The organism is Myxococcota bacterium (assembly GCA_041389495.1).
Lineage (GTDB): Bacteria > Myxococcota_A > UBA9160 > UBA9160 > UBA4427 > JAWKRT01.
Map to the genome: position 1 here is coordinate 1123216 of JAWKRT010000001.1, position 19271 is coordinate 1142486.

General features: G+C 75.1%; 18 protein-coding genes. 9 read left to right on the top strand and 9 right to left on the bottom strand.

Annotated elements, in window-relative coordinates; all coding sequences use genetic code 11:
* Positions 1–8: 8 nt before the first annotated feature.
* Positions 9–359 (top strand): BolA family protein, encoded by a 351-nt coding sequence (locus R3E88_05000; protein ID MEZ4215814.1) that lies wholly within the window; start codon positions 9–11, stop codon positions 357–359.
* Here R3E88_05000 and R3E88_05005 read toward each other — a convergent pair.
* The gene (locus R3E88_05005; protein MEZ4215815.1) at positions 319–1179 is read right to left on the bottom strand and encodes a hypothetical protein; all 861 of its coding nucleotides are present in this window, start codon (positions 1177–1179) and stop codon (positions 319–321) included. The genes R3E88_05000 and R3E88_05005 overlap by 41 nt on opposite strands.
* 91 nt (positions 1180–1270) lie before the next feature.
* Here R3E88_05005 and pabB point away from each other — a divergent pair, with 91 nt between their 5' ends.
* The gene (gene pabB, locus R3E88_05010) at positions 1271–2788 is read left to right on the top strand and encodes an aminodeoxychorismate synthase component I (protein ID MEZ4215816.1); all 1518 of its coding nucleotides are present in this window, start codon (positions 1271–1273) and stop codon (positions 2786–2788) included.
* A 55-nt stretch (positions 2789–2843) separates the two neighbouring features.
* Here pabB and R3E88_05015 read toward each other — a convergent pair whose 3' ends face one another.
* The gene (locus R3E88_05015) at positions 2844–4052 is read right to left on the bottom strand and encodes a hypothetical protein (protein ID MEZ4215817.1); all 1209 of its coding nucleotides are present in this window, start codon (positions 4050–4052) and stop codon (positions 2844–2846) included.
* A 75-nt stretch (positions 4053–4127) separates the two neighbouring features.
* Between R3E88_05015 and R3E88_05020 the strand changes: the two genes are divergently transcribed.
* On the top strand, positions 4128–4910 hold the full coding sequence (locus tag R3E88_05020; protein ID MEZ4215818.1) for an enoyl-CoA hydratase: 783 nt from the start codon (positions 4128–4130) through the stop codon (positions 4908–4910).
* 36 nt (positions 4911–4946) lie between these two features.
* On the opposite strand, the gene R3E88_05025 is transcribed toward R3E88_05020, so the two are convergent.
* A complete protein-coding gene (locus R3E88_05025; GenBank protein ID MEZ4215819.1) occupies positions 4947–5918 on the bottom strand; it encodes a 2-dehydropantoate 2-reductase in 972 nt (323 codons plus the stop codon).
* A gap of 121 nt (positions 5919–6039) precedes the next feature.
* Here R3E88_05025 and R3E88_05030 point away from each other — a divergent pair, with 121 nt between their 5' ends.
* Positions 6040–7194, top strand: coding sequence for a CaiB/BaiF CoA-transferase family protein (locus R3E88_05030; protein ID MEZ4215820.1), 1155 nt, complete (start codon positions 6040–6042; stop codon positions 7192–7194).
* On the opposite strand, the gene R3E88_05035 is transcribed toward R3E88_05030, so the two are convergent.
* Positions 7191–8015, bottom strand: coding sequence for an HAD family hydrolase (locus tag R3E88_05035; protein ID MEZ4215821.1), 825 nt, complete (start codon positions 8013–8015; stop codon positions 7191–7193). The genes R3E88_05030 and R3E88_05035 overlap by 4 nt on opposite strands.
* 194 nt (positions 8016–8209) lie before the next feature.
* Between R3E88_05035 and R3E88_05040 the strand changes: the two genes are divergently transcribed.
* Positions 8210–9085 (top strand): prohibitin family protein, encoded by an 876-nt coding sequence (locus R3E88_05040; GenBank protein ID MEZ4215822.1) that lies wholly within the window; start codon positions 8210–8212, stop codon positions 9083–9085.
* A 24-nt stretch (positions 9086–9109) separates the two neighbouring features.
* Positions 9110–9694, top strand: a complete 585-nt coding sequence (locus R3E88_05045) for an MOSC domain-containing protein (GenBank protein ID MEZ4215823.1) — start codon at positions 9110–9112, stop codon at positions 9692–9694.
* Here R3E88_05045 and R3E88_05050 read toward each other — a convergent pair.
* Genes R3E88_05050 through R3E88_05060 form a run of 3 tightly spaced genes read right to left on the bottom strand, consistent with a single transcriptional unit; the run spans position 9691 to position 12828 of the window.
* Complete coding sequence (locus R3E88_05050; protein ID MEZ4215824.1) at positions 9691–11139, bottom strand: MATE family efflux transporter; 1449 nt, start codon at positions 11137–11139, stop codon at positions 9691–9693. The two genes, R3E88_05045 and R3E88_05050, sit on opposite strands and share 4 nt — an antisense overlap.
* The gene (locus R3E88_05055) at positions 11136–12152 is read right to left on the bottom strand and encodes a DNA-formamidopyrimidine glycosylase family protein (GenBank protein MEZ4215825.1); all 1017 of its coding nucleotides are present in this window, start codon (positions 12150–12152) and stop codon (positions 11136–11138) included. Before R3E88_05055 ends, R3E88_05050 begins: the two co-directional genes overlap by 4 nt.
* A 22-nt stretch (positions 12153–12174) precedes the next feature.
* Positions 12175–12828, bottom strand: coding sequence for a CoA pyrophosphatase (locus tag R3E88_05060; GenBank protein MEZ4215826.1), 654 nt, complete (start codon positions 12826–12828; stop codon positions 12175–12177).
* 68 nt (positions 12829–12896) lie between these two features.
* Between R3E88_05060 and R3E88_05065 the strand changes: the two genes are divergently transcribed.
* Together R3E88_05065 and R3E88_05070 are read left to right on the top strand one after the other, a co-directional pair.
* Complete coding sequence (locus tag R3E88_05065) at positions 12897–13796, top strand: alpha/beta hydrolase (protein MEZ4215827.1); 900 nt, start codon at positions 12897–12899, stop codon at positions 13794–13796.
* Positions 13797–13855: 59 nt separating this feature from the next.
* A complete protein-coding gene (locus tag R3E88_05070) occupies positions 13856–14197 on the top strand; it encodes a cupin domain-containing protein (protein ID MEZ4215828.1) in 342 nt (113 codons plus the stop codon).
* Here the strand turns inward: R3E88_05070 and R3E88_05075 are convergent.
* Entirely contained in the window at positions 14194–14841 is a 648-nt protein-coding gene (locus R3E88_05075; GenBank protein MEZ4215829.1) for a DNA-3-methyladenine glycosylase, read from the bottom strand. The genes R3E88_05070 and R3E88_05075 overlap by 4 nt on opposite strands.
* A 140-nt stretch (positions 14842–14981) precedes the next feature.
* Between R3E88_05075 and R3E88_05080 the strand changes: the two genes are divergently transcribed.
* Entirely contained in the window at positions 14982–17846 is a 2865-nt protein-coding gene (locus tag R3E88_05080) for a 2-oxoglutarate dehydrogenase E1 component (protein MEZ4215830.1), read from the top strand.
* On the opposite strand, the gene R3E88_05085 is transcribed toward R3E88_05080, so the two are convergent.
* Entirely contained in the window at positions 17847–19169 is a 1323-nt protein-coding gene (locus tag R3E88_05085) for a Glu/Leu/Phe/Val dehydrogenase dimerization domain-containing protein (GenBank protein ID MEZ4215831.1), read from the bottom strand.
* Positions 19170–19271 lie beyond the last annotated feature (102 nt).

The window sequence follows — 19271 nt, forward strand, 5'->3', positions numbered from 1 at the left end:
CGCGCGCGATGGGCGTCGCCGGTGAGGAGCGGCGCGCGCGCATCGAGGCGAAGCTGCGCGAGCGCCTCGCGGCGACGCACGTCGAGGTGCTCGACGAGAGCCACCTGCACGCGGGCCACGCCGGCGCCGCGTCGGGCGGCGGCCACTTCCGCGCGACGATCGTGTCCGGGCGATTCGCCGGCCTCACGCGCGTGCGCGCGCAGCAGCTCGTCTACGAGGCGCTGGCGGACGAGATGGGCGGCGCGATCCACGCGCTCGCGATGCGCACGCTGACACCGGAAGCCTGGCGCGAGAGCGAAGGCGGAGCGGAGCGAGCGCCTACAGCAGCATCGCGCTCCACGCCGTCAGCGTCGTCGTGAACCCGGCGGCGTTGCGGTGGCCGCCGCCGCCGAGCGCGGCCGCGACGCGTGCGACGTCGACGTCGCCGATCGAGTACAGCGTCGCCGTGACGCGGTCGCCGTTCACGCGGTAGACGCAGCCCCACGGCTCGCCGAAGGCCGCGCGCTTCGCGAGCTCGTGCCCGATCGCGCTGCGGTGGACGCTCGCGTTCACGGCCTCGACGCGCCGTCCCTCGATCACGAGCGTCGTCGTCGCGCGCACGGCGCGCGCGACCTCCGTGCGCTTCGCGCGCACGAGGGGCTCGCCCTCGCGCGCGAGCTCGAACGGGTCGCGGCGCGCGAGCTCGTCCCAGACGTCGAAACGCAGCGGGTAGGAGTCGATCGCCGCGTTCACCTCCTCGGAGCGCGGGAGCTTCCACGCCCAGAGGTCCTGGTCCTCGACGTAGCCGAGCAGCTCGGGCAGGGGCTCGCCGTCCGCGAAGTGCATCCACGCGAGCGCGGCGCCCGAGTGGTCGAGATCGAAGAGGATCGTGTGCCCGTGGGCCTCGACGGCGTTGCGCAGCGAGAGGTCGGCCTCGAAGCGGTCGCGCGAGCTCACGTGGTGGTCGAGGACGACGAGCTCGGCGGCCACCTCGGCGAGCGCGAGCACGTCGCGCGGGCGCGGCGCGATGTCGACGAAGGCGATCCGCGCGCCGTCGACGGCGTCGAGATCGGCGCGCGTGAACGCGTCGTCGTGCGAGCGCGGGCGGTACTCGGCGTCGTCGCCCCAGAAGCGCCGCACGGCCCAGGCCGCGCCGAAGCCGTCCGGACAGCCCGCGTGGAAGAAGCAGATGCGTTTCACGCGCGCGAGAGTACCGCGTCGCCCTCGCGCGCGCGGTGCTACCGTCGCGCGCGCGCACAGCGCCCGCGCGTGCGACGCGAGAACGAGCCCGATGACTCCCCCCCTCTCCGCACTCCCCGCTCGCTTCGGCGCGCCCATCGGCGCGACGAACGTCGCCGTCGTCGCGGCGCGCGAGCTCGACGAGCCGTGCAGCCCGTGCGCCGCGTACGAGCGCTTCCGCGGCGATCCCTTCCCCTGGCTGCTCGAGAGCGCGCTCGCGCGCGCCGACGTCGGCCGCTTCTCGTTCGTCGGCGCGTCGCCCGAGCTCGTGCTGCGCGTGCGCGACGGCGTCGCGCGCATCGAGCGGCCCCGCGCGGGCGGCGCCGCGTCGCCTTCGCGCGCGACGCGCGTGGCCGATCCGCTCGACGCGCTCCGCGCGATCCTCCCGCCGCCTCCGGTCGAGGTGCCTGCGCTCGTCGAGCACGTCCCGTTCGTCGGCGGCGCCGTCGCGTGCCTCGGCTACGAGCTCGGCTCGTTCACCGAGCCCGTCGCGCTCGCCGCGCGCGACGAGCTCGGGCTCGACGACCTCGTCGCCCTGCGCGTCGACCGCGTCGTCGTCTTCGACCACGAGAGCCAGCGCGCGTTCGCCGTCGGGCTCGGGGTCGGGCCGTCGCGCGAGACCGCGCGGCGCGCGGCGGAGCGCGCGACCGAGGCGCTCGCCGCGCGCGTGCGCGGCCTGCGCTACGAGGCGCAGATGTCGGAGGAGCGCGCGCGGTCGCGCGGCCGCACGGCCGTGCCCGAGCGCGCCGTCCTGCGCACCGAGCCCGCGAGCTATGCGAAGGCGGTCGAGCTGCTGCTCGAGCAGATCGACGCCGGCAACGTCTACCAGGCGAACCTCACACAGCGCATCGACGTCCCGTTCGACGGCGACCCCTTCCAGCTCTACCGCGCGCTGCGCCGGCGCAACCCGGCGCCGTTCGCCGCCTGCATCGAGCTGCCGGAGGTCGCCGTGCTCTCGAGCTCGCCCGAGCGGTTCCTGCGCGTCGACGCGCACGGCCGCGTGCAGAGCCGGCCCATCAAGGGAACGCGGCCGCGCGGCGACGCGGCGCGCGCCGACGCCGGCCTCGCCCACGCGCTCGCGCACTCCGCGAAGGACCGCGCCGAGAACCTCATGATCGTCGACCTCGTCCGCAACGATCTCGGGCGCGCGTGCCGCACCGGGAGCGTGCGCGTTCCGTCGCTGATGGCGATCGAGGGCTACGCGAGCGTCTGGCAGATGGTGTCGACGGTGGAGGGCGAGCTGCGCGACGGCTGCGACGCGATCGACCTCGTGCGCGCGAGCTTCCCGCCGGGCTCGATGACCGGCGCGCCGAAGATCGCCGCGATGCGCTGGATCGACCGCGTCGAGCCCGTGCGCCGCACCTTCTACGCCGGTGCGCTCGGCTACTTCGACGCCCGCGGCGGCATCGACACGAGCGTCGTGATCCGCACGATCCTCCTCCGCGACGGGCGCGCGCACCTGCACGTCGGCGGAGGCGTGGTCGCGGACTCGAGCGCCGAGGGCGAGTACGCGGAGAGCCTCGACAAGGCGAGCGCCCTGCTCGACGCGCTCGCGAGCGCGGAGGGCTAGCGCGCGGAGGGCTAGCGCGCGGGGAGGCGTCGCGCCGTCCGCGCGAGCGCGGACGCTAGTCGTCGGCGGGCGGCGTCGCGGGAACGCGCACGAGCTCTTCGCCCGCGTCGGTCGTGCGCCGGACCTCGATCGGCTGGCGCGTGCGGATCGCGTCGAGGATGCGCGCCGCGTCGGTCATGCCGACGACGCCCGGGTCGATCACGTCGCCGACCTCGAAGCCCGAGCGCGCGGCCGGCGAGTCGGCCCACACGCCGAGCACGCGCCACGTGTCGTCGACCGGGCCGAGCAGCGCTCCCGCCGCCTGCGTGTGCGCGAACGGGAGGCCGCCGAGCCCCACGGGCTCGGTGCGCACGCGCTCGAGCCACAGGCGGTGCCCGCTCAGGTCGAGCCGCACCTTGAACTGCGACAGCACGTCGAGCCCGAGTGCGGGGCCGCTCGCGCCGTGCTCGTCCACCTGTCCCGCGCCGCCGACGATCGCGGGAACGAGGCCGAGGTCGAACGGCCCGAGCTTCACGGTGTCCGTCGGGTAGAAGCGCAGGCGCGAGCCGCGGCCCTCGCCGCCCGCGATCACGGGGAGCGCGCGCGGATCGACCGCCGCCTTCGCGGTGTCGCGCGTACCGAGCCACAGCGGCACCGTCACCGTGGTGTCGATCGCGACCCAGACCGGGTGGCCGTTCACCTGGATCTCGACGCGCGGCCGCGCCGCGAGGTCGAAGATCGGGAGCACGGCGCGCCCGGGCCCGCCGTCGCGTTCGGGGATCGCGAACTTCGCGGGGTCGAGGAAGCGCACGCGGCGACGCTGGAAGTCGAGCTCGAGGATCGCATCGCGCAGGAACATCCCGCCGAAGCGCACCCATTGGGAGCGCTCGAGCGCGCGGTCGCGCTGGAACAGTCGGAAGATCGCGAGCGGCCGGCCGAGCGCCGTCGGCCGCTCGAAGGCGCGGCCGGGGTCGGGGAGCGGCTTCGCGCCGACCTTCGCGAGCACGGCGTCGGGCGCGATCGTCGCGACGAGCCCGGTGTCGAGCAGCACGGGCAGCGGGCGGTCGCCGGGCGCGGCGAGGTCGAAGTGGATGCGCGGCGAGCCCGGCGTCGCGAGCATCGGCAGGTCGGCGAGCACGGCCTCCGCCGGCACGTCGTCGGTCGTCGGCGCGACGGGCGGGTCGGCGGCCGACGCCGCGGCGGCCTGGGCGAGCACCAGCACGAGGGCGACGGCGCAGGGCGCGAGCGCGCGCGCATCGCGGACACGGGGCTTCGGGCGGGGCATGGCGCGGGAGCATAGGGGTGGGCATCGCGCGCCGTCCACGGCGGAGCGCGCATCGCGCGCTACGTTGGCGCGCCCATGTCCGGACGCGTCGTCATCGAGCGGGAGGGCGAGCTCGCGTGGCTGGTCTTCGACCACGTCGCGCGGCGCAACGCGATCACCGCCGGGATGTGGCGCGCGATCCCCGCGCTCGCCCGCGAGCTCGACGCGGACGACGGCGTGCGCGTCGTCGTCATGCGCGGCGCGGGCGAGGACGCGTTCGTGTCGGGCGCGGACATCTCGGAGTTCGACGAGCGCCGCACCGGCGCGCGCGCCGCGGAGTACGACCGCCAGAACGGCGCCGCCTTCGAGGCGCTGTCGCGCATCCGCAAGCCCGTGCTCGCGATGGTGCACGGCTTCTGCATCGGCGGCGGCTGCGCGCTCGCGCTCACCGCCGACGTGCGGTACGCGGCCGACGACGCGCGCTTCGCGATTCCCGCCGGCCGGCTCGGCCTCGGCTATGCGACGAGCGGGCTCGAGACGCTCGTGCGCACGGTCGGCACCGCGGCGGCGCGCGAGCTCTTCTTCACGGCGCGCCGCTACGACGCCCGGGAGGCGCTGCGCATCGGCCTCGTGAACGCGGTGCTCCCGAAGGCCGAGCTCGAGACGCGCGTGCGCGAGACCGCCGAGGCGATCGCGCGCAACGCACCGCTCACGCTGCGCGCTGCGAAGACCGCATTCGTCGAGATCGCCCGACCGCCCGCCGAGCGCGACCTCGCGGCCGTCGACGCTGCGATCGCGCGCTGCTTCGCGAGCGCCGACTACGCCGAGGGCGTGCGCGCCTTCCTCGCGAAGCGCCCGCCGCGCTTCGAGGGACGCTAGGCGCCCGCGTCCGCTTCCCGCGCGCTCCGTCTCGCGTCAGTGCATGCGCGCACGGCGCTCCTCGCGCGCGCGGACGAGCTGCCAGAGCGCGCGGTTCACGGGCGCGTCGAGGCCGAGCTCGCCGGCGAGTCGCACCACCGCGCCGCACAGCGCGTCGATCTCGGTGCGCCGGCCCGCGCGGAGGTCCTGCAGCATCGACGACTCGTGCGCGGCCGTCGGCGGGAGGAGATCGCGGAAGAAGTGCTCGAGGTAGGCGCGCGCGCCGGGCCACGCGAGCCGCGTGCCGCGCGCGTCGAGCAGCGCGAAGATCTCGGCGACGACGGCCTCGAGGATGGCGCGCGTGCGCGCGTCCGCGCCCAGCGCGCCGTAGGGCACGCCGATCAGCGCGCCGAGCGGATTCAGCGCGCAGTTGTACAGGAGCTTCGCCCACAGCTCGCGCTCGACGTCGTCGCACGGCTCGCACGGGATGCCGCCGCTCGCGACGGCCTCGCAGAAGTCGGCGGCGGGCGCGGGCGGCGCGTCGCCGAGCGGGCCGACGAGCACGGGCGCCGCGTGCGCCGTCACCTCGACGCGCGTCGCCGAGCGGCGCTGGAACCCCGTGATCACCCGCGCGGCGTAGAGCGCGGCGCCGCGCGCGCCGAGTGCGCGCTCGAACGGCTCGGCCGCACCCCAGCCGTTGTAGGCGAGCACGACGCGCTTCGCGCCGCCGATGTCGTGCCACGCGCGCGCGAGCGCCTCGGCGCAGGCGGGTGCGTCGGGCGTCTTCGTCGCGACGAGCATCCATTCGAACGCGCGGCCGCGCAGCGCGTCGGCGCCGACGCCGGCTTCGAGGCGCGAAGGCGCGATGCGCACGTCGCCGAACAGCCCGCTGCGCTCGACGCCGTCGCGGAGCAGCGCGTCGGCGGCCTCGGGCGTGCGCGTCGCGAAGCGCACGGTGTGGCCCGCGGCGAGCAGGCCGCTCCCGATTCCGAGGCCCACGGCGCCGGCGCCGACGATCGCGATGCGCACGCTCCTCCTTCCTGCGTCTGCGCGCTGCGCGCGCTCGGGTATGATGCGCGCCCCGCCGCCGTCGCCGCCCCCGTCCGTAGCGCAGAAACGCGCGCGCAGAGAAGCGAAAGGAACCGCCGCCGTGGCCGAGCCCCGTGGACCGCTCTCCGGAATCCGAATCCTCGAGATCGCGGGCATCGGGCCCGGCCCGTTCGCGGCGATGATGCTCTCCGACATGGGCGCCGAGGTGCTGCGCGTCGATCGCGCGCAGGCCGTTCCCGCCGCTCCGCCGGCCGGCGCGTCGAAGGACGTGCTCGCGCGCGGGCGCCGCAGCGTCGCGCTCGACCTCAAGCACCCCGACGGCGTCGCCGCGCTGCTGCGGCTCGTCGAGGGCGCGGACGCGCTGATCGAGGGCTTCCGGCCGGGCGTGATGGAGCGGCTCGGCGTCGGGCCCGACGCGTGTCTCGCGCGCAACCCGCGCCTCGTCTACGGGCGCATGACGGGCTGGGGCCAGGACGGTCCGATGGCGCACGCCGCGGGCCACGACATCAACTACATCGCGCTCGCGGGCGCGCTCGACCCGATCGGCCGCGCGGGCGGGCCGCCCGTGCCGCCGCTCAACCTCGTCGGCGACTTCGGCGGCGGTGGCATGCTGCTCGCCTACGGCGTCGTGTGCGCGCTGCTCGAGGCGAGGACGTCCGGGCGCGGGCAGGTCGTCGACGCGGCCATGGTCGACGGCGCCGCGCTGCTCATGGGCTTCTTCCACGGCATGCGCGCGATGGGCGTGTGGAAGGACGAGCGCGGCACCAACATGCTCGACACGGGCGCGCACTTCTACGACGTCTACGAGACGAGCGACGGGAAGTACGTGTCGATCGGCTCGATCGAGCCGCAGTTCTACGCCGAGCTGCTCGACAAGGTCGGCCTCGCCGGACGGGAGCTGCCGCGCCAGATGGCGCGCGACGAGTGGCCGGCGATGAAGGAGCGGCTCGCCGCGATCTTCCGCACGCGGACGCGCGACGAGTGGTGCGCGCTCATGGAGGGGTCGGACGTGTGCTTCGCGCCCGTGCTGTCGATGGACGAGGCGCCGCGCCACCCGCACAACCGCGAGCGCTCGACGTTCGTGGAGGTGGCCGGCTTCCTGCAGCCGGCGCCCGCGCCGCGCTTCGATCGCACGCGGCCCGCCGTGCCTGCGCCGCCCGCGCACCCGGGCCAGCACACCGACCGGGCGCTCGCCGACTGGGGCTTCGGCGCCGACGAGATCGCGAAGCTGCGCGCGGCGAAGGCGATCGCCTAGCGAGCGAAGCGGTCGATCGCGATCGCCGCGCCGTCGGCGTCGTTGTCCTCGACGACGAAGTCCGCGACGCGCTTCGCGGCGTCGACGGCGTTCGCCATCGCGACGCCGATCCCGGCGTGCTCGATCATCTCGGCGTCGTTCGCGTCGTCGCCGATCGCGAGCACCTCGGACGGGTCGACGCCCCAGTGCGCGCACACCCAGCGCACGCCCGCCCACTTGCCCGCGTCGGGCGAGACGACCTCGAGGATGTCACCGCGGTAGTTCTTGTTGCGGATCTGGTGCGTGCGCGCCGCGCCGCCGAACTCGCTGCGCAGCTCGGCGTGGACGCGCCCGAGCGCTTCGCCGTCGGCCATGCAGCTCATCATCACGACCGGCACGTCCGGCCGCTGTGCGAGGTCGTCGACCACGCGGCCCGCGGCGCCGTGGTCGCGCAGGTAGTCGGCCTGGAACGCGTGCGCGCGCTCGATCGGCTCGTAGTAGAAGTCGGTCGCGGGGTCGTCCACGTAGACGAGCGGCGAGCCGACGCGGCGATAGGCGACGAGCACGCGGTCGTAGAGCGCGTGCGGGAGCGCCTGGCGCGCGAGCGTCGCGCCCGTCGCGGCGTCGCGGACGACGACGCCGTTCTGCACGACGGCCGGCCCCTCGAGCCCGAGCGCGCGGATGGCGGGGAGCGCCGTGCGGTAGCGGCGCCCCGTGCACGCGACGACGCGCACGCCGCGCTCGTGCGCGCGCGCGACGGCGGCGACGACCGACGGGCGCAGCTCGGCGCGCGAGTCGAGCGCGGTGCCGTCGAGGTCGAGGGCGACGAGCCGGATGGCCATGGGCGGCGAACGATGTCACAGCGCGCGGCCGGCTGCCCGCGGCGAGGTGGCAGCGCGCGCGCGGCTCGCGCACCCTGCCGCGAACGCGCGCGAGCGCGCGCGTGCGAACCTGCGCGCGAGCCCGCGTGCGAACTCCGGTACGCGAGCCCGCCGTCGCCGCGGCGCGTGCACCGTCCGGACCGAGGAGGATTCCGATGAACCCGCGCTGGGGCATCCCGCTCGCGATCGGCCTGGCCCTGCTCGTCTTCGGCGGCCGCTTCTTCCGGCTCATCCCGCCGGGCCACGTCGGCGTCGCGGAGCTGTTCGGCAAGGTGCAGGACGAGGCCTACCAGGAGGGCTTCCACGTCGTGAACCCGCTCTTCCGCTGGCACGTCTTCGACGTCCGGCAGCGCACGCACAAGGAGGAGGCGCTCGTCCCGACGCGCGACCAGCTGCAGACCAAGATCGACGTGAGCGTGCAGTACCGCTTCGTCGGCGCGATGGCGCCCGACATCGTGCGCACGACGGGCAGCGAGACGCAGATGCTGAACGTGCACCTCATCCCGACGCTGCGGTCGATGGTGCGCGAGCAGGGCGCGACGATCACGAAGGCCGAGGACTTCTTCCTCGACGTCACGCGCGAGAAGATCGAGACGGGCCTGCTCGCGGCGCTGCGCGAGCGCCTCGCGCCGAAGGGCTTCGAGATCCAGGACGTGCTCGTGCGCGACATCGCGCTGCCGGCCGTGCTCGCGCAGGCGATCGAGCAGAAGAAGGAGCGCGAGCAGGCCGTCGAGCGCCAGAAGGCCGAGCTCGAGCGCTTCCGCACCGAGCAGATGCAGAAGGTCGCGCTCGCCGAGGCCGAGCGGCGCGCCGCGGAGGAGGAGGCCGCGAAGCGGCGCATCCTGGCGGACGCGCGCGCCTACGAGATCCGCGAGATCAACAAGGCCTCGGCGGCCAACCCGGCCTACGTGCAGCTCCAGGCGCTCGAGGCGCTGAAGGAGATGTCGAAGGACCCGGCGGCGAAGATCTACTGGATGGACGGCAAGAGCGCGAACCCGCTCCCGCTCATGCACATGGGCGATGCTCGCTAGGCGGCACCGCGGAGGCCGGGTGCGATGACGACCGAGCTGCGCAAGGAGGCGTTCGGGCCGGAGGGCGACCCGGCGCGTCACCTCCCGCTCGACGCGCTCGAGTCCGGCCTCGCGGCGCTGCCCGCGTCGCCGCGCGACGCGGGCGTGCTGCGCCTCGTCGCGTTCCGCCGCCCCGACGGCGTGCGCGAGACGCCCGCCCGCACGCGCCTCACGCCGGGCGAGGGAGTGCCCGGCGACGGCTGGGCGCGTCGTCCGCCGCGCGACCCGCAGGCGCAGCTCGCCGTCATCCACCACGGCGTCGCCGCGCTCGTCGCGAACGGCCAGCCGCTCCCGCACTTCGGCGACAACCTCTACGTCGATCTCGACCTCTCGGCCGAGAACCTGCCCTTCGGCACGCGGCTGCGCGTCGGCGACGCGCTCGTCGAGATGACGCCGAAGCCGCACGACGGGTGCGCGAAGTTCCGCCAGCGCTTCGGCGCGGACGCGCTGCGCTTCGTGCAGGCGGGGCCCACGCGCCCGCGCAACCTGCGCGGCGTGTACTGGCGCGTCGTCGAGGAGGGCGCGGTCGAGGTGGGCGCGCCGGTCGTGGTCGTCGAGCGGCCGGCCTAACGAGCCGTGCGGAACGGCCGCGTCCAGCGGCCGGACAGCACGTAGACGCTCGTCGCGGCGGTGACGGTGACGGCGCCCGCGAGCGTCGCCGCGAAGAGCCCGCTCGGGCCCCAGCCGGCCTGCGTCGCGAGATACCACCCGACCGGCAGCGTGACGAAGAGCGCGTTGCCCGTCGCCATCACCATCGGGACGACGACGTCGCCCGCGCCCTGGAGCGCGCGGAAGAAGACGAAGTAGAAGGCCCAGCCCACGAAGGCGAAGCCCTGGTAGACGAGCAGCTCGCTCCCGAGCGCGAGCACCTCGGGGTCGTCCGTGAAGAGGGAGACGAACGGCACGCGGAACACCAGCAGCGCGACGCCGACCGAGACGAGCAGCGTCGCGTGCGCGGCGAGCCCGACCCAGAGCGACTTCCACGCGCGCCGCACGCTGCCGGCGCCGAGGTTCTGGCCGACGAGCGTCGCGCACGCGCCGGCCAGCGGGAACGCGAGCATGGGCCCGGCCATCGCGATGCGCAGCCCGATCGAGTACGCGGTCTGCGCCTTGTCGCCGAAGCTCCCGGCGAGCCGCAGGAAGTAGAAGTTCACCGCGAACGTCCCGAACATCTGGAGCGCGGGCGCCCAGGCCTGCGCGAAGAACGCGCGCATCACCACCGGGTCGGGGGCGAGATGGCGCAGGCGCACGTGCACGCGGCTCGCGCCGCGGAAGAGCACGGCGAACGAGATCGCGACGCCGAGCCCCTGCCCGATGGCCTGGCCGATCGCGATGCTCTCGATGCGCAGCGCGGGCAGCCACAGCATCCCGTACACGAGCAGGTACTCGGTCACGAGCGACACGCTCGTCTGCACGATCATCACGATCATGGGCGTCGTCGCGTCGCCCGCGCCGTTCAGCACCGCGCCGAGGAGCGTGACGAAGATCCAGCCGAAGCCGAGCGTGAAGGTGATCCGCAGGTAGGGGAGGGCGAGCTCGGCGACCGCCGGGGACACGTTCATCACCGACAGCATCTCGCGGCCGAAGGCGAGCCCGGCGAGCGCGACGAGCAGCGCGATGGCGGCGCCGGCGGTCGCGACCTGGCCGGCCACGTGCTCGGCGTCCGCGATGCGGCCCTCGCCGACGAGGCGCGAGATCATCCCCTGCGCGCCGAAGCTCGCGCCCATCAGCAGGATCATCACGATCTGCCGGAACGACTGGTTCGTCACGACGACGGCGCTGACGGCCTGCTCGCCGATCGACGCGATGAACTTCAGGTCGACGAGCTGGTACACGACCGTCGACAGGCTCGTCGCGAGCAGCGGCACGGCGAGCACGAAGAGCGACGTCCAGAGGCTTCCGCGCGTGTGGTCGCGGTGGCGGAACTGCGCGCGCAGGCCGGGTGCGCCCGCCGCCGCGGCCGCGCTCGCGGCGATCGGCGGACCGGGCGCTTCGGACGGGTCGGGCTCGCTCACGCGTCGCTCCCGCGGCGGCGGCGCGGCGCGGGCGCCGGTGCTGCCTGGTCGGCGCGGCGTCGCTCGAGCTCTTCGAGGCTGCGGGGCCAGTCGCGCTTGAGGAGCCGGGAGAGTGCCCGATCGGCGAGCAGCCTGCCGCCCGTCTGGCACGGCGCGCAGTAGTTCGTCTCGTTGCTCGCGTGCACGATGCGCTGGATGGGCGCGCCGCAGCGCGGACAGGGCTGGCCGTAGCGCCCGTGCGCGGCCATCTCCGCGCGGAAGGCCGTGACCTCCTCGGGGAAGGCATCGCCCGCGCGCGCGCGCAGCCGCTCCGTCCAGGCGACGAGCGTCGCGCCGACGGCCGCGTGCAGGCGCGCGACGGCGTCGTCGTCGAGCGAGCCCGTGAGCGCGACGGGCGAGAGCTGCGCGCGGTGGAGGATCTCGTCGGAGTACGCGTTGCCGATGCCGGCGAACAGGTGCGGGTCGGTGAGCGCGCGCTTGAGCGTGTGGCTCTCCGAGCGCAGGCGCGCGGCGAACGCGTCGAGCGGGGTGGCGAGCGGCTCGAGCCCGCCCGGGTCGTGCGCGGCGAGCGCCGCGCGCCCGCGCACGACGTGGAGCGTCGCGCGCTTGCGCGTGCCGGCCTCGGTCAGGACGAGCGTGCCGCCCGCGCTCGCGCCCGACGGCGCCGGCCCGAAGCGCAGCCGCGCGTGCACGGAGCGCGGCGCGCGCCCGCGCGGCGCGCGCGCGCCGTCGGGCCGCCAGCGCAGGCGCCCCGCGACCATCAGGTGGAAGACGAGGTAGAGGTCGTCGTCGCCCGGCGCGTCGGCCGCGGCGCCGTCGCCGCGCAGCCCGATCGCGATGCGCTTCCCGACGCGCCGCAGGTCGACGACGCGGCGCCCTTCGGCGGCGGCGAGCGGCGGGTCGACCGTGCGCAGCAGCGACGCGCTCGTGAGCTCGGCTCGCTCGAGCACGGCGCCGCCCGCGACGCGCTCGAGCGCCTCGAGATACACGGTGAGGTCGGGGAGCTCGGGCATCGTGCGCGCTCCTCCGCGCGCGTCACTTCCACGCGAAGACGGGCTGCTCGTAGTGCGCGACGCGCGTCGACTTGCCGCGCACGGCGACCTCGACGAACTGGTAGAGCACGGCGGCGGTGGGCGCGTTGATCTCGCGCCCGAAGATCGGCAGCACGATCACCGGGCGCTCGCTCTCCGGAATGCGCTCGAGCCGCGGCACCTCGGGCTTCTCGAGCTCGGCGAGCGCGACGCGGTGCACCTCCGCCACCTCCTGCGGGTCGGGCGTGAGGCGGCAGCCCGGCCCTCCCCACACGACGAGCGGCGTGATCGCGAAGCCCGAGCGCGTCTCGTAGACGTCGAGCGCGCCGAGCACGCGGTCGGGCGCGAGCGCGAGGCCGAGCTCCTCCTCGAGCTCGCGCAGCGCCGCCTCGACGATGCTCTCGCCGTCGTCGAGGCGCCCGCCCGGCAGCGCCCACTGGCCCGCGTGGCGGCGGAGCTTCGTCGGCCGCCGCGTGATCAGGAAGCACGGCCGCCCCGCGTCGTCGTCGGTGACGACGACGGAGACGGCGGCGCTCCGCAGCCGCCGCGGGCGCGCGGCGGCGCGCGGCTCGAAGCGCGCGAGGTTGCGCGCGAGCGCGGCGCGGAGCGCGTCGTCGAGCCGCGCCGGCGCGCCGGGCGGCGATGCGGTGTCGAGCATCGGGCGACGATAGTCGGCGCGCCGGGCCGTCGCCCGCGCGAAGCCGGATGCGCTACGCATGCGGCCGCATGACGCCGCCCGCGCTCGACGAAGCCTCGATCCGCCGCCACCGCTTCCGCGGCGCCGAGCCCGACGTCGAGATCGCGGCGATCGAGTGGCCGGGCGACGGGCCGCCGGCGCTCCTCCACCACGCGAACGGCTTCTGTGCGGCGATGTGGGCGCCCGTGGCCGAACGGCTCGCGCGCCACTTCCGCGTGTTCGCGGTCGACGCGCGCGGGCACGGCGACTCGAGCGCGCCCGCGCGCGAGGGCGCGTACGCGTGGGCGGCGATGGCGCGCGATCTCGGCGCCGTGGCGCGCGCCGTCCGCGACCTCGCCGGCGCGCCGCGCATCGCGCTCGGCGTCGGTCACTCGTTCGGCGGCACGCTCACGATGACGGCGGCGTCTGCGGAGGCCGGTCTCTACGCGCGGGCGATCCTGATCGACCCGGTGATCCTTCCGCGCCTCACGCGCGCGCAGCGCGCGGCGGCCGCCGAGAACCCGATGGCGGAGCGCGCGCGCAAGCGCCGCCACGCCTGGCCGAGCGCCGACGAGGCGCTCGGCTTCTTCGCCGACAAGCCGCTCTTCGCCGACTTCACGCCGCGCGCGCTGCGGCTCTACGTCGAGCAGGCCCTGCGCGCCGACGCGTCGGGCGAGGTGCGGCTCAAGTGCGAGGGGCGCGTCGAGGGCGCGATCTTCGCGGGGAGCGTCGACTTCGACCCGCTCGCCGTCGCGGCGCGCGCCGACCTGCCGCTGCGCGTGCTGCGCGCGACGCGCGGCGACTTCACGCGCGCCGCGTACGAGGAGCTCGTCGCGACGCTGCCGCGCGGCGAGCTCGGCGACATCGAGGGCGGGCACCTGGTTCCGATGGAGCAGCCCGAGCGCGTGGCGGACGCGATCCTCGCGTTCGCCGGCGCACCGCCCGGCTAGCCGCGCGCGCGTTCGCGACACCGACGGTGCGCGGCGCGGCGGCGGAAGGAGGTCCGACGATGGCGAGCGATCTCGCGCACCCCGTTCCCGTGCGGCCCGAGGCGCACGCGGTCTTCGCGCCCGACAAGATGGGGAAGGCGACGCTCTTCGCGTCGCCGCGTCTCCTCGTCGGGCTGAACGCCTTCGAGCCCGGCCAGGAGCACGCGCTCCACGCCCACGAGGGGATGGACAAGGTCTACCAGGTGCTCGAGGGGAGGGGCCTCTTCCTGCTCGAGTCGCGCGAGGTCGCGATGGACGCCGGCACCCTGCTGGTCGCGCCGGCCGGCGTGCCGCACGGCATCCGGAACACGGGGGCGGGGCGGCTCGTCGTCCTCGCCATCCTCGCGCCGGGGCCCGCCTAGCGCGCTTCGCCGCGGCGGCGCGAGCGCCCCGGCCGGAACGCGCTCACCCACGGGCTGCCGTCGTCCCAGAAGCGGTACGGCAGCGCGGCGGCCTTCGTGATGCCGACGCGCGGCCCCGCGGCGACGCGGACCGTCGCTCCGCTCGCTTCGCGCGCGTCGCGGTAGAGGCCGAGCGCGCCGCGCAGCAGGCTCGCGCCGTCGTGCGCGAGCTCGAGGCCGAGCGCCTGTGCGAGCCGCCCCGGCCCGCGCGCGAGCGCGCGCGCGCCGGCATCGCGCGGCAGGCCGCGCAGTGCGCGCATCGCGTCGAGGCCGGCGAGCGGCTCGAGCGCGCGCAGCAGCACGGCCGCGCCGCGGCCCGCGGGCTCGCACACGACGTTCACGCAGACGTGGATGCCGTAGCTGCGGTAGGCGTAGAGCCGCCCGGGCGGGCCGAACATCGTGCGGTTGCGCGCCGTGGGGCCCGGGTGCGAGTGCGCCGCAGGGTCGCTCCCGTCGCCGAGATACGCCTCGACCTCGACGAGACGGCCGCCGACCACCGTGCCGTCTGGCAGCCTGTGGAGGAGGAGCTTCCCTGGGAGATCGCGGGCCACCTCGAGGCAGGGCCGCGCGAAGAAGGCGCGATCGAGCCGACCTCCGGTCTTCACGGGGGCGACGCTAGCAGTGCGCCGCCGCGGTTGAGTGGTGCTGGGTGCGATCCGATGACGCGGTATCGTCCCGCCTCACCGCGGACTCACATCGTCGCAGGATCCGAGGAGCAGCGCGCATGACTCGCGATGCGAAAGCCTTGCCCGAGCCGCCCGCGAAGGACGCCGACGGCGAAGGCGCGTCTCGCTACGCGGACTTCGGTCTCAACGCCGCCTATCTCGACGAGATCTTCGAGCGCTACCAGGTCGACCCGCGCTCGGTCGATCCGGCCTGGGCGCGCGTCTTCGGCGACGGCGCGCCGCCCGCCGCGCGGGGCGCGGTGCCGGCCGCACGGGGCGCGGCGCCCGCCGCGCCGTCGGCGGCGAGGCCGGCCGCGGCTGCGGCGCCCGCCGCCGCTCCCTCCGCCGACGCGCCGACGAAGCTCGGCGGCAAGCACGCGCGCGTGCTCCGCCTGATCCACGCCTATCGAGCGCGCGGCCACCGCATCGCGCAGAACAACCCGGTCGAGGACGTCGACGAGTACTTCCCGGAGCTCGATCCCGCGCACTACGGGTTCGGCACCGAGGACCTCGCGCACCCGTACGAGGTCGCGGACGAGGTGCCCGGGCCGCCGATCCAGACGCTCGCCGAGATCATCGAGCGCTTGAAGGCGACGTACTGCGGGCCGGTCGCCGTCGAGTTCACGCACGTCCAGGACCCGGGCCCGCGGCAGTGGCTGCGCGAGCGGATGGAGGCGTGCCAGAACCGGCCGTCGCTCTCGCCCGAGGAGCGCAAGCACGTGCTCGAGCGGCTGTCGGCCGCCGAGCTCTTCGAGCGCTTCCTCCACACGAAGTTCCTGGGGCAGAAGCGCTTCTCGCTCGAGGGCGCGGAGTCGCTGATCCCGCTGCTCGACACCATCGTCGAGGACGCGCCGTCGCACGGCATCGGCGAGATCGTGTTCGGCATGGCGCACCGCGGGCGCCTCAACGTGCTCGCGAACATCCTCGGCAAGTCGTACGCCGCGATCTTCGGCGAGTTCGAGGACAGCCCGCTGCTCGACTCGCCCTTCGGGTCCGGCGACGTGAAGTACCACAAGGGCTTCTCGAACGACCGCACGACGCGCTCGGGCGACAACGTGCACCTGACGCTCACCTCGAACCCGTCGCACCTCGAGGTCGTCGACCCGGTCGTCGAGGGACGCTGCCGCGCGAAGCAGGTGCGCACGGGCGACCTCACCGGCGAGAGCATCATCCCGGTCGTGATCCACGGCGACGCGGCCTTCGCGGGCCAGGGCATCGTCGCCGAGACGCTCAACCTCGCGAACCTGCGCGGCTACTCGACGGGCGGCACGATCCACGTGATCGTGAACAACCAGATCGGCTTCACGACGACGCCCGCCGAGGCGCGCTCGACGCTCTACTGCAGCGACGTCGCGAAGATGATCCAGGTGCCCGTCTTCCACGTGAACGGCGACGAGCCCGAGTCGGTCGTCTACTGCGTGAAGCTCGCGCTCGCCTACCGCCAGCGCTTCCGGCAGGACGTCGTGATCGACGTCATCTGCTACCGCCGCCACGGCCACAACGAGGGCGACGAGCCGAGCTTCACGAGCCCCGGGCTCTACAAGCGCATCCGCGCGCGCGCGTCCGTGCGCAAGCTCTACTCCGACGCGCTCGTCGAGGCGGGCGTGATCACGGCGGAGGAGGCGCAGGGCATCGAGGACGTGCTCGGCGAGCAGCTGCAGGAGGCGCTGCAGGTGATCCAGTCGCGGCCGCCCGGGCCCGACGAGCCGTACGAGCCGCGCGGGCCCTGGACGGGCTTCGATCGCGTCCGACCGCAGGAGCACCCCGACACGTCCGCGTCGCTCGAGCTGCTCTCGCAGGTCGCCGAGGGGCTCGGCAGCGTGCCGCAGGGCTTCGAGGTGCACCCGAAGCTGCGCACGCTGCTCGAGAAGCGCCGCAAGTCGGTCTCCGACAACCAGCCGCTCGACTGGGCGATGGGCGAGCTGCTCGCCTACGGAACGCTCGTGCTCGAGGGCACGCCCGTGCGCCTCTCCGGCCAGGACAGCGCGCGCGGCACCTTCTCGCACCGCCACGCCGTCGTGGTCGACCAGAACACCGACGAGGAGTTCTGCGCGCTCGCGAACCTCGCCGACTACCAGGCCCGCTTCGAGGTCTACGACTCGCACCTCTCCGAGGCGGCCGTCCTCGGCTTCGAGTACGGCTACAGCCTCGCGGACCCGTACACGCTCGTGCTGTGGGAGGCGCAGTTCGGCGACTTCGTGAACGGCGCGCAGGTGATCATCGACCAGTTCATCTCGTCGGCGCACGTGAAGTGGCAGCGCATGAGCGGGCTCGTGATGCTGCTCCCGCACGGCTACGAGGGCCAGGGGCCCGAGCACTCGAGTGCGCGCATCGAGCGCTTCCTGCAGATCTGCGCCGAGGACTGCATGCAGGTGGCGAACTGCACGACGCCCGCGCAGTACTTCCACCTGCTGCGGCGCCAGATGAAGCGAAGCTACCGCGCGCCGCTCGTCGTCTTCACGCCCAAGAGCCTGCTGCGCGCGCCGCACGCGACGTCGCCCGTCGAGGCGCTCACGCACGGCAGCTTCCAGCCGCTGATCGGCGACGCGATGGCGGCGCGGCACGCGGCCGAGGTCGAACGCCTGATCTTCTGCAGCGGCAAGGTCTACTACGACCTGATCGCCGAGCGCGAGCGACGCCTCGGCGAGAACGCGCACCGCGTCGCGATCTGCCGCGTCGAGCAGCTGTACCCGTGGCCGTCGGGTCGCGTCGCCGAGATGCTCCGCACCTTCAAGAACGCCGAGCGCGTGATGTGGGTGCAGGAGGAGCCGCGCAACATGGGGCCGTGGACGTTCGTGCGGCCGCGGCTGCGCGAGGCCTGCGAGGGGCGCGCGTTCGCGTATGCGGGCCGCGACGAGGCCGCGAGCCCGGCCACGGGCTCGATGCGCATCCACAAGCAGGAGCAGGCTCGCCTGCTCGAGGACGCGTTCGCCGCGATCGAGTAGCTAGCGCGGGCCGCGCTCGGCGAGCAGCGAGGCGACGATGCGGCGCGCGCGATCCCCGTGGATCGGGTGCGGCTCGAGGATGCGCTCGTCGGCGAGCGCGTGCGCGGCGTGGACGGGCGACACGTCCGCGCGCGCGGCGCGCTCGAGGATGCGCCGCACGGTGCGGTAGATCGAGTCCGCGTTGCCGCGGTCGAGGTGCGCGAGCACGGCCGGGTCGCGCGGGAGCGAGCCCGCCTGCTCGTCGCAGCACGCGACGATCCCCATCCGGTTCGCCACGAAGTCCGGCACCCACACGATGCCGCGCGCGTGCAGCGCCTCGGCGTCCGCGACGTCGTCCTCGAGCGGGTTGTTGGCCGCGCCGCACACGATGCGCGCGCGCACCTGCGGGATCGTCTTGGCGTGCAGCACGCCACCGAGCGCGTTCGGCACGAGCACGTCGCACGGCTCGGCGAGGATCGCCTCGTCGCCCGGCGGCACGCAGCGCACCTCGAGCGGGCGGCCCGCGAAGAAGTCGCGCAGCGCGCAGCAGCGCTCGGCCGACGTCTCGGCGACCACCACCCGCGCCACGTCCTTCTCGAACAGGCGCTCGAGCATCGCGGCGCCGACCTGGCCCGCGCCCTGCATCGCGATCGCGCGGCCGCGCAGCGGCGCGTCGCCCGTCGCGTCGCCCGTCGCGTCGAGCGCGGCCTCGATCGCCTCGACGACGCCGAGCGCGGTCATCGCCGACGGATTGCCCGAGCCGCCGACCTCGGGCGGGATGCACGTGGCGAAGCGCGTGTGCCGCGCGACCTCGGCCATGTCGAGCGGCGTCGTGCCGGCGTCCTCGGCCGTCACGTAGCAGCCGCGAAGCCCGGTCACGAAGCGCGCGTACTCGCGGTAGAGCGCGCGGCGCTCGTCGCGCCCGGGTTCGGGTGCATCGGGCGCGCGCGCGATCACGCCCTTGCCGCCGCCCCACCACAAGCCGGCCAGCGCGCACTTGCGCGCCATGCCGAGCGAGAGCCGGAGCCCGTCGCGCAGGAAGCATCCGAAGCTCGCGTAGGCGAGGTGGCGCAGGCCGCCCTGCGCCTGCCCGCGCGCGCACGAGTGCACGAAGGCGCCGAAGAGCGCGTCGCTCGTGGCGGCCGGAGCGAGGAAGATCGCCTCGTGGCGACGGTAGTCGCGCTCGCGGCGCGCGAGCGCGCCGGCGGCGCCGTCGAGCTCCGGGAGCGACGCGCGGGCGGAGCGCGACTCCCCGTCCCACGCGATCCACGCGCGCTCGACGCCGCGCGCGCGGAGCGCGCGCGCGACGGCGTCGGGCCGGTCGTCGAGGCGAAGGCGGGGCATCGCGTCCTCGGGCTCCGCGCGGCCGGCAGACGCGCGCCGCGCGGCGCGGTCCTCGGCCGAAACACCGCAGCGCTGAACCTCGCGAGCCGCGCCCCATGGCGA